General features: G+C 29.4%; 11 protein-coding genes and 1 tRNA gene. 8 read left to right on the top strand and 4 right to left on the bottom strand.

Going from position 1 to position 9,651, the window contains the following annotated elements; all coding sequences use genetic code 11:
• On the top strand, positions 1 to 64 hold a 64-nt coding region (locus tag CBD51_000710; protein RPG60615.1), incomplete at its 5' end, for a CDGSH iron-sulfur domain-containing protein.
• Between the two features lie 3 nt (positions 65 to 67).
• On the top strand, positions 68 to 655 hold the full coding sequence (locus CBD51_000705; GenBank protein RPG60614.1) for a hypothetical protein: 588 nt from the start codon (positions 68 to 70) through the stop codon (positions 653 to 655).
• 13 nt (positions 656 to 668) lie between these two features.
• Here CBD51_000705 and CBD51_000700 read toward each other — a convergent pair whose 3' ends face one another.
• Positions 669 to 1,535 carry a hypothetical protein gene (locus CBD51_000700; protein RPG60613.1) on the bottom strand — a complete coding sequence of 289 codons (867 nt, stop codon included), beginning with the start codon at positions 1,533 to 1,535 and terminating at the stop codon, positions 669 to 671.
• A gap of 51 nt (positions 1,536 to 1,586) precedes the next feature.
• On the opposite strand from CBD51_000700, the gene CBD51_000695 reads away from it, so the two are divergent.
• The 4 genes from CBD51_000695 (at position 1,587) to CBD51_000680 (ending at position 6,197) form a co-directional block, all read left to right on the top strand.
• Entirely contained in the window at positions 1,587 to 1,928 is a 342-nt protein-coding gene (locus tag CBD51_000695) for a hypothetical protein (GenBank protein ID RPG60612.1), read from the top strand.
• 77 nt (positions 1,929 to 2,005) lie between these two features.
• Positions 2,006 to 4,906, top strand: coding sequence for a M1 family peptidase (locus tag CBD51_000690; GenBank protein ID RPG60611.1), 2,901 nt, complete (start codon positions 2,006 to 2,008; stop codon positions 4,904 to 4,906).
• Positions 4,907 to 5,173: 267 nt separating this feature from the next.
• Complete coding sequence (locus tag CBD51_000685; GenBank protein ID RPG60610.1) at positions 5,174 to 5,632, top strand: DUF1643 domain-containing protein; 459 nt, start codon at positions 5,174 to 5,176, stop codon at positions 5,630 to 5,632.
• Between the two features lie 172 nt (positions 5,633 to 5,804).
• Positions 5,805 to 6,197 (top strand): hypothetical protein, encoded by a 393-nt coding sequence (locus CBD51_000680; protein RPG60609.1) that lies wholly within the window; start codon positions 5,805 to 5,807, stop codon positions 6,195 to 6,197.
• Positions 6,198 to 6,343: 146 nt separating this feature from the next.
• Here the strand turns inward: CBD51_000680 and CBD51_000675 are convergent, their stop codons facing one another.
• Together CBD51_000675 and CBD51_000670 are read right to left on the bottom strand one after the other, a co-directional pair.
• Positions 6,344 to 6,766, bottom strand: coding sequence for a hypothetical protein (locus tag CBD51_000675; GenBank protein ID RPG60608.1), 423 nt, complete (start codon positions 6,764 to 6,766; stop codon positions 6,344 to 6,346).
• Positions 6,767 to 7,005: 239 nt separating this feature from the next.
• A complete protein-coding gene (locus CBD51_000670; protein RPG60607.1) occupies positions 7,006 to 7,419 on the bottom strand; it encodes a cupin domain-containing protein in 414 nt (137 codons plus the stop codon).
• 396 nt (positions 7,420 to 7,815) lie between these two features.
• On the opposite strand from CBD51_000670, the gene CBD51_000665 reads away from it, so the two are divergent.
• Together CBD51_000665 and CBD51_000660 are read left to right on the top strand one after the other, a co-directional pair.
• Positions 7,816 to 8,214: a hypothetical protein gene (locus tag CBD51_000665; protein ID RPG60606.1), complete on the top strand. Its 399-nt coding sequence runs from the start codon at positions 7,816 to 7,818 to the stop codon at positions 8,212 to 8,214.
• Positions 8,215 to 8,434: 220 nt separating this feature from the next.
• The gene (locus CBD51_000660; GenBank protein ID RPG60605.1) at positions 8,435 to 9,514 is read left to right on the top strand and encodes a hypothetical protein; all 1,080 of its coding nucleotides are present in this window, start codon (positions 8,435 to 8,437) and stop codon (positions 9,512 to 9,514) included.
• A 55-nt stretch (positions 9,515 to 9,569) separates the two neighbouring features.
• Here the strand turns inward: CBD51_000660 and CBD51_000655 are convergent.
• Positions 9,570 to 9,646, bottom strand: a tRNA-Asn gene (locus CBD51_000655).
• Positions 9,647 to 9,651: the final 5 nt, after the last annotated feature.

Below are 9,651 nucleotides of genomic sequence, written 5' to 3'. Positions count from 1 at the left end.
TCTATGTAATTGTAAAAAAACTTCAAATCCTCCTTATTGTGATGGAACACATAATAAAATCTAAACCATGAAAAAACTATTACTCCTTCTTTTTATTCCTTTTTTAAGCTTTGGGCAAGACTTATTAATTAAAAAAACCGGTAATGATATAACTGTAAAAATTTTAGAAATCAATCCAGATAATATTAAGTATAAAAAGTCTTATAATATTGATGGCCCTCTTTTCACAGTAGACACAAAAGATATTAATCAAATTGTTTATAAAAATGGTGAAGTAGAGTCATTCAATACAATTCAAACTAATGACCAACTTGGTGATAATAAAAAAGGCATTTATATTAAAACTACAGCCGATAGTAAAAAACATTTCTCACAAGAAGTTTGGGAAGAAGAAATAGAAAAGAATCATTTATTTAGAAAAGTAGAAAGTGTTAAAGAGGCTGATTATATATTTGAATTTAGAATTCGTGTAGCTCTTGGTGAGGCGCGAGTTAGTGTTATTATATATGATGCGCAAGATAATGCTGAACTTTGGAAATCTAAAAAGTATAGAGGAACCGCAAATGTATATAATGAAATGGGGGCCTCAATTCATGGAGTAAGAAAATGTATTAACAAAGGTATTATTCCCGCAATAGAAAAGGGTGAATTTTAATAAAAGATAAACTTTAATTTATTTCTATCTGAATGTATTCATTTTTCTTTAGTTTACCCTTTAAGGGAATTACCTGATTATTTGAATGTATCTCAATAGTAACAGTATTCGGAGGCGTATCTCCTACATTTTTGGCAATGATTTGAATACTCGTCTTTTCAGTATTGTCATCAAAATTGATATTATGCTTTTCATTTTTAAGCATAAAGTCGTCTAATATAACTTCATTATTAACTAGTATTTTAACTAAATCACCATCTTCTTTTTTATCATCCCATATTGAAAAAACAAATGGACTGGTAACAGAAATAGAGCAAGTATCTTTATGAATCATATTCAGACTGTCAATAGGATTCATATTGATTTTTTTTTTGAATATGTCTGGATTTTCAATTATTTTTTTTAATTCTACAGTGTCTATTTTAGATAGTTTTTTATTAAGTTTTTTTAATTTTTTCTTTAGTATTTTATCCTCCATTAAAAAAACTTCGCCTTGCGCACAAACAATACTATCATTAAAATAACCAATGAATGTTCCATTTAATTTTTTATTATTTTTAATTAGATCTAGTTGAAGATAACAAAAAGCATCTAATTCTTCTATAGAATTCGTCTCAATAATAGACATTTCTTGAATGTTCAGAGATTTTTTGTTACCATAATACAGGCCTTTAATCCGATTTTTAGTTTCATCCTGAAAACCCTGATTAGTAATAGAGAATCCTTCTATTTCTTTATCGTTTTGAGCAAATTGTAATTCATAGGGATAAGTTGCGCCAGAAGAATTGACAATTACAAATCCTTTATAAACTATTGTGTCTTGACCATATAAGCAGAGACCGATAGAAAAAATTATAAAATATAAAAATTGTTTTTTCAAAAAATTTGTTTAATTTAAATTATATATTAATTACTTAACCCCAATAAAATTATGAAAAATTTTACCCTTTTGTTAACAATGTTAACATTTCTAACAGCAACGTTTTCATTTGCCTCATTTCCAGTTTCTGAAAAACTAAAGGCAAATGTTACTGAAGTTTCGTTTCCGGTTTCTGAAACAGACGTAAAACAAGCAAACTCCTTTTCTGAATCCATTAAAAGTTATACTTCCGACATAGAGTGGGGTGCATTTTTTGGTGGATTATTACTTGGATTATTGGGCGTATTACTTGTTTGGATCTTTGATGGAGATACAAAAAGTGCATGGAAAGGCTTTGGTGTATGGCTAATATTTCTACTCTTAGTTGGATTAGGAGGAGGTGCTGCTGCTTAAGCAAGCTTAATAAGTATTTTTGAAAAGGCCCTTGAAAGGGCCTTTTCTATATTTAGAATAATACAACTATCATAAACTTGAAAAAATTATTTATTTATTTTTTATTTTTATTAGGACATAATCTTTATGCTCAACAATATTTTCAACAAGAAACAAATTTTAATATTCAAGTTGAACTTAATGATTCGAAACACACATTAAGCGGTTTTGAGAAAATTGAATACACAAATAATTCTAATGATACTTTAAAAAAAATATGGTTTCATATTTGGCCTAATGCATACAAGAATGCTAATACAGCATTTGCAAAACAAAAATTAGAAAATGGAAATACTGAATTTTATTATTCGGCTGATTCTGAAAGAGGATATATCGATAGTTTAGATTTTAAAGTTAACGGAGACAAGGTTATTTGGGAGTATCATTATAAACATATTGATATTTGTAAAATTATATTAAATAATCCTTTACCTCCAAAACAAACTATTACTATTTCAACCCCTTTTTTTGTTAAAATTCCAAATGCAAAATTTTCTAGACTGGGACATGTAGGACAATCCTATATGATTACGCAGTGGTATCCTAAACCTGCTGTATATGATCAGGATGGTTGGCACATAATGCCTTACCTAGACCAAGGTGAATTTTATTCTGAATTTGGTTCATTTGATGTTAAAATTACTTTGCCTGACAATTACATAGTTGGTTCATCTGGGCATTTACAAAACCCGTCGGAAATTAACTTTCTTAATAATTTAGCAAAAAAAACAAGTAACCTTATAAGTTTTAAAAACGACATGTCTTTTCCTAAATCCAGTTCAAAAACTAAAACATTATATTATAAACAGGAAAATATACATGATTTTGCCTGGTTTGCTGACAAGCGTTTTCATGTGCTAAAGGGAGAGTTAAATCTTCCAAATTCTAGTAGAAAAGTCACTCTATGGAGTATGTTTACTAATAATGAAGCTCCACTGTGGACAAAATCAATAGAATATTTACATGATGCTATTTATTATTATTCTGAGAAAATTGGGAATTACCCATATCAACAATGTACAGCCATCGATGGGACAATAAGTGCTGGGGGTGGGATGGAGTATCCAGCAATTACCGTAATTGGCGAAAGCAAAAAAGAAAAATTACTTGAAAATGTAATTGTACATGAGGTGGGCCATAATTGGTTTTATGGCATATTAGCCAATAATGAACGGCTTTATCCGTGGATGGATGAGGGAATCAATAGTTATTATGAAATGAGATATATGCACAAAAAGTATCCTAATTATAATATGATTTTAGATCCTTTTTCAGATAAAATGAAAAAAGTTTTTAATTTAAATGGGTACTCTTTTAACGAAACTAGTTCTCAAATCATATTACAACAAAGTCAACTAGACCCTGAGCAGCCAATTGAATTATCATCTGAAAAATATACTAGCACAAACTATGGGAATATGGTATATATTAAATCTGCTATTGTCTTGAATCATTTACAGTCGTATTTAGGAGAAAATTTATATGATATTTGTATGCAAGATTATTTTGATAAATGGAAATTTAAACACCCCAGTCCTAAAAATTTGAAAAATATATTTGAGCAAAATACAGGACTAAATTTAGATTGGTTTTTTGATGAGGTCATCAAAACAAACAAGACCATAGATTACGCCATTTCAAATATTAAAACATATAATCAAAACCTATTAATTACTATAAAAAACAAAGGTAAGATAGCAACACCTTTTACAATTAGTGGTATAAAAAATAAAAAAATAAAAAACACAATTTGGATTGAGGGTTTTAATGGGTTAAATAAAATTAATTATAAAAATGAAAATTATGACTACATTCAAATTGACGCACAGAAAGATCTTTATGAAACAAATCGAAATAATAACACCATTCGAACTACAGGTTTTCTTAAAAAACTAGAGCCATTACAATTGCAACTTATAGGAAGCTTATATGACTCTCAAAAGACACAGGTTTTTTTTAGACCAAATTATAACTTAAATTATTATGATAAGTTGTTAATTGGGCTTAAATTTTATAATGAGTTTATGCCCAAAAGTGGATTTTCCTACTCATTAAATCCTATGTACGGAATCGGTTCAAAAAATTTAGCAGGAAACGGAAATTTCTCTTATGTCCAAGATAATCCTCAAAAATATTTCCGCCAATTAGAATTAGGTGTAAATTTTGAGCAGTATTCTTATGGCACAATTGTCTTCAATAATAATGAAGGTGAAAGTGCACAAAAAAATAGACTTTTTTATAAAAAAATTGAGCCATTTGTAGAACTAAATTTTAAAAAGAATAACGCAAGGAGTACCAAAAGTAGTTTTATTCGAGGTTCTCTGGTTTATATTAATAAGCTTAGTTTTTATAGTGAAAATTTATTGTTCACAAAGTCACAATATTTTTTTTCAAATCAAAAAACTTTAAATCCCTATTCCTTTAATTTCTCGTTAGAATCCGGAAAAGAATTTTATAAATTCAATTTAAATACTAATCATAAGTATAATATTAATGACAAATATCATGTCGATATGAGAGGTTATTTTGGTCTTATCAAAACAGAAAACCCCGCTTATAATTTACAGTTGAGTTCTTGGGTTGGTATTAATGATTATATGTTTGATAATTCTTTTATTGGAAGAAGTGAAACAAGCGGATTATGGAGGAACCAAATTGTGCAGAATGAAGGGGGCCTCAAGCACATAACAGGTCTGTCTTCTGATTTATTTTTAGGTTCTATTAATGTGGAATTTGTTTACAGTAAATTGTTCCGACTATATTTAGAGGGTGGATATAATGGGTCTATGTTTGGCTATGGAACAGGCCTTGTTGTAACATTACTTAAAGACAAATTCAATATCTATTTGCCTTTATATACAGAAAGTGGTTTAGCCCAATTTGATAATTTGAATTTTATTACTTATAGTATTAATCTCAACATTGAAGACTTCTTTTAAATTTTTAAAGCTTAAATAATCAGTTTGTAGCACAAAATAAACAACTACCCCCCCCCTTTTAATGTCTGTTAATGCCTCGCAAAAAATTTATTAGTTAAATATTTTATAATAGTGGTTTTTCAGTAAAAAATGTCTTATAAAAGGACTCGCTTTTGTATACACATCATCTGTTATATAAGAAAATTCAAGCGTTTCAAAAATCACCTAGTTTGAATTTAGCAATAGACTAACACTTCCCTTTCAATACTAAACCACTATATTTATATTATGTTTGAAAATGATAAAGGTGCCGATTTTTCTGAATGTAAAAAATACAGATATTCTCTTCAGCGTAAATGGAACAAGAAGCCACTATTGTTATTTATTATGTTAAATCCATCAACAGCTGATGCCAATATTGATGACCCAACAATAAAAAAATGTATTTATTTCTCAAAAAAATGGGGCTTTGGGGGCATAATGGTGGGTAACTTATTTGCTTACAGGTCAACTGATCCAAAAAAACTAAAAAAAATAACTGACCCTCAGGGCGCAGATAATAAGAGATTTATTAAAAAGATGGTTGCTAAAGCCTCTACTGTGATTTGTGCTTGGGGAAATGGCTATGGTCCCCCACCAAATTATCTAAAAAGATTAACCGAACTACATTATTTAAAAATCAATAAAGATGGAACTCCTGCTCACCCATTATATTTAAAAAGGTCATTAATGTATAGCAAATACTAAAACCATTATATTTGAAGTATGAAAAAACTTAATTATCTATCTATTGCAATATTTTGTGTTGGAGCATTATTTAAACATAATTCTTTTCCATATGCAAATATTTTAGTTTCTATTGGATTATTATCTATGGCAATTACTTTTTTAGTAATGGCCTTTTATAAAAATTAATAGTATGAAAAAAATATTCCTCCTTCTTATTATTCCTTTTTTTTCTTTTGGACAACAAGAACTTCACTTACGTGCAAATGAAAAAGTTATTGTGGAGGATTTGTGGTCAATATTAAAACCCGTATATGGAAAGGGGAAATTATTGCTTCAACCAGGAAATGCATATTTAACAAATGAACGTTTTTATTTCACTACTGCTAAAAAAGCAATGGCAACAAAACATTTCATTAAATCTTTTGATTATTCTGAAATAGCCTCAGTTAGAAGAGCAAGATATGACCAAAAAAGTGGATATCGTATTGTCTTGAAAAATGGTGAGCGACATACTTTTACAATAAGTAAATTAAGATTACGAAGACTGTGGATTCAAACAATTAAAAAGCATATTATAAAATAAAAGCACCCACTTTCGTAGATGCTTTATCTGTTGCTCCCCCTGCTGGACTTATTTCGAACTACCTACTAAAGGGTTTGCACGATTTTCATCTGTTATACAAGGAAATTCAAGCCTATCAAAAATCACCTAGTTTGAATTGATTGAGATTAGTTTTCTTTTATTTTAATTTTTCCGGCCATCATTAAATATATTACACCTAAAGGCATAATTGCTAATACTAAATGTAGCCAAATTGTAATGCTTGGTGCAGGTGACAATTCTGATAAGAATACTGCAATAAAGTTTACTAAACTTACTGATGTATATATTTTAATTCCTGCAGATTTTGCAATTTTACTTCCGTCATAATTTATTTTATTTGGAAACATTAGAATTGCTTGAATGATAAAAACTGTTACTGTCATTAACGCAATTGACTCTGAACCATTTAAATAATCCATTATACTAGCCGAGGCTATTAATAATCCCATTAAACAATATCCAAGATTAAAATAAAAACGACATTTTTTAATAAACCCATAAAGTGACACTAAAGATAAAACTGTTGCAATAATTACTGGAACTGGCATATTATAAGATTTTAAAATTAATAATAGCGCAAATATATAAAAATAAAAAAGCACCCACTTTCTTAGATGCTTTATATGTTGCTCCCCCTACTGGACTAATCTCGAACCATTTGTTAAAGGATTTACACGATTTTCATCTGTTATATAAAGAAATTCAAGCATATCAAAAATCACCTAGTTTGAATTGAGCACTAGACTAACTCTTCCCTTTCAATACTAAAACCAGTATGTTATTATGTCTATTTATTAATTGTATTTTGCAAATCCTTTGATCCAATAAATACTACATATGCGACTGCATCATTATCAGATGTAGCTATGGCTTCATGCACATTGTTTGTAGAGCCTATAAAAGATTCTCCTTTTTTAATAATCTTATTATTCCCATTGTCATTAGATATCGTGATTTCACCATCAATCATATAGACAACTGGAATAGCTTCATGGATGTGTAATCCTGTAGATTCTCCACTTCTTAAAACTCTAATTGCTGTAGTTATCACCGCATTTGAGTCAGGAAAATTAAATGTTTCTCCCATTATATCCGTTTCAACAGATTTAAGTAAAACTTTTGTTTCGTAATTATTGACCTCTTCAACAGTGCAATTACAAGAGTACAATATAACAACCAGTCCTAAAATAATTTTTTTCATTTTTAATATTTTTTTAATAAAATTAAATATACTTAAATAAACTCTACTCTGTTTAATAAAATTGTCTAGTAATACTAACAATGACCTATTCGAGAAGGGTTTACAGAGTGTTATCGAAAGATATGCAAAAAAAGATTGGTATAGTTTCTGATTAGGAATTTGCTGAGCAAAAGAAAAAATATCTTATAAAATAAAAGCACCTACTTTTGTAGATGCTTTATCTGTTGCTCCCCCTCCTGGACCTATTTCGAACCACCTACTAAAGGATTTACACGATTTTCATCTGTTATACAAAGAAATTCAAGCCTATCAAAAATCTCCTAGTTTGAATTGAGTATTAGACTAACACTTCCCTTGCAATACTAAAAACATTATATTTAAGTAAAATTTAAAATTATGAAATGGACTACTAATCAAATAATTTACTTTACCTATTCTATTGTTTCATTTATTTTTCTTGCTCTTTGGTCATCCGAAGCTTCTTTTCTTCCAAATCTTGAATCATGGACATTAATCGGTGTTTTTGCAATAATATTTGTGGCGCTTCCATTTGTTTTCCTTTTTAGACGTAAAGATTTGTTTTATGAACTTGGTATTAAGAACAAGGGGCTATTATATTCACAAGCTGTTTGTCTTTTTATATTAGAATTTATCCTTCATATAAATCAAAAAGATGAATTTTTAAACTCTCCACATAGTATGGAGCTATTTACTTGGATGTTAACATTAGCTTTGTTTCTTAGTATAATTAGAGTCATTAGACCTTTGGATTTTGAAGAATGGTCTAACCGATAAAATTATCTAACTAGAAATCTTATAAAATAAAAGCACCCACTTTCGTAGATGCTTTATCTGTTGCTCCCCCTACTGGACTTATTTCGAACCATTTGTTAAAGGATTTACACGATTTTCATCTGTTATATAAGGAAATTCAAGCCTATCAAAAATCTCCTAGTTTGAATTAGCCACCTGACTAACACCTCCCTATTAATACTAAAACCACTATATTTGATGTATGAAAAAACTACTTATACTATTATTATTTCCATTAATGATGTTTTCGCAGGATTCAACACTTGTTGGTGATGTTGATTGTAGTGGAGAAGTAAATTCTCAAGATGCGTCATTAATTCTTCAATTTGTTACTAATGTAATTGATGAACTTCCTTGTGAAGCAAATATGACAGGATTGACTCCTGATCAATTACAAGAAATAATTGATATGATGGATGAACAACTTAGTATTAATTATACTGGAGGAGGAAATATGGTTTTGGGAGACGAGATTCCTTTAACAGAGTTTAATGCGGTCACTGAACTTCAGGCTGTAGAAGATGGTTTTTTAACAGCAATAATCCATCTTAATAATGGTTATTCTAGATTGATGTTATATATTGATTCTGTCTCAACCATCGATATAGAAGCTGGTTCGGGTAATATTAATACTGAAAATTCTACATTACGAGCAGATTTTTATAATGATGACGCAACCGCAACTTTTTATCAAACACTTTGCATTCCTATTAAAAAAGGTCATTATTATTATTATAATAATTTCGGTGGTGCATCTATGCAAGATCCAATATTTATAACTTTATCAAGTTCCGATGAAGGTTCTACAACCATAAATAGTGAAAATAATAATTTAGATAATAGTGATGTTTATATGGATTGTATTGATATGGGTGTAGGTGAGTTTTGTAATGATCTCAGTACGGAGGCTACACTTTTACCTCAAGATAGCTATTTTTATCACATGGGATGGAGTGAAGATATAGATGGCTCTGGCTCTGGTAATATCCTCCTACCGCATTGGAGAAAGTTTCAAATTCATAATTTGCCAGATGACTTTTCTTTTATTGAGTTTAGATTCAATAATGATACCAATGTAACTTTGTATCCTCTTATTGAGGACGGTAATGTATATTTTTATATATATCATAATTATGGAATTTCTTGCTCTACTGAGCTTGAAAATGTTATTCCTATGGATTATGCTGTCAACACCTTTCATCAGCCTAACTGGAGTTCAACTGAAATATGGTATTCTAGAACAAATCATATGGTAGATTCTGGAATTAGAGTTGATTTTTGATGTGAAAAAATATATTATAAAATAAAAGCACCCACTTTCGTAGATGCTTTATCTGTTGCTCCCCCTCTTGGACTCGAACCAAGGACCCTCTGATTAACAGTCAGATGCTCTAACCAACTGAGCTAAGGAGGATTTTT

Source organism: Flavobacteriales bacterium TMED191, from assembly GCA_002171975.2.
In the GTDB taxonomy this organism is placed as follows: Bacteria; Bacteroidota; Bacteroidia; order Flavobacteriales; family TMED113.
Note: the sequence above shows the minus strand (reverse complement) of the source record. Positions and strands in the feature narration are given on the sequence as shown.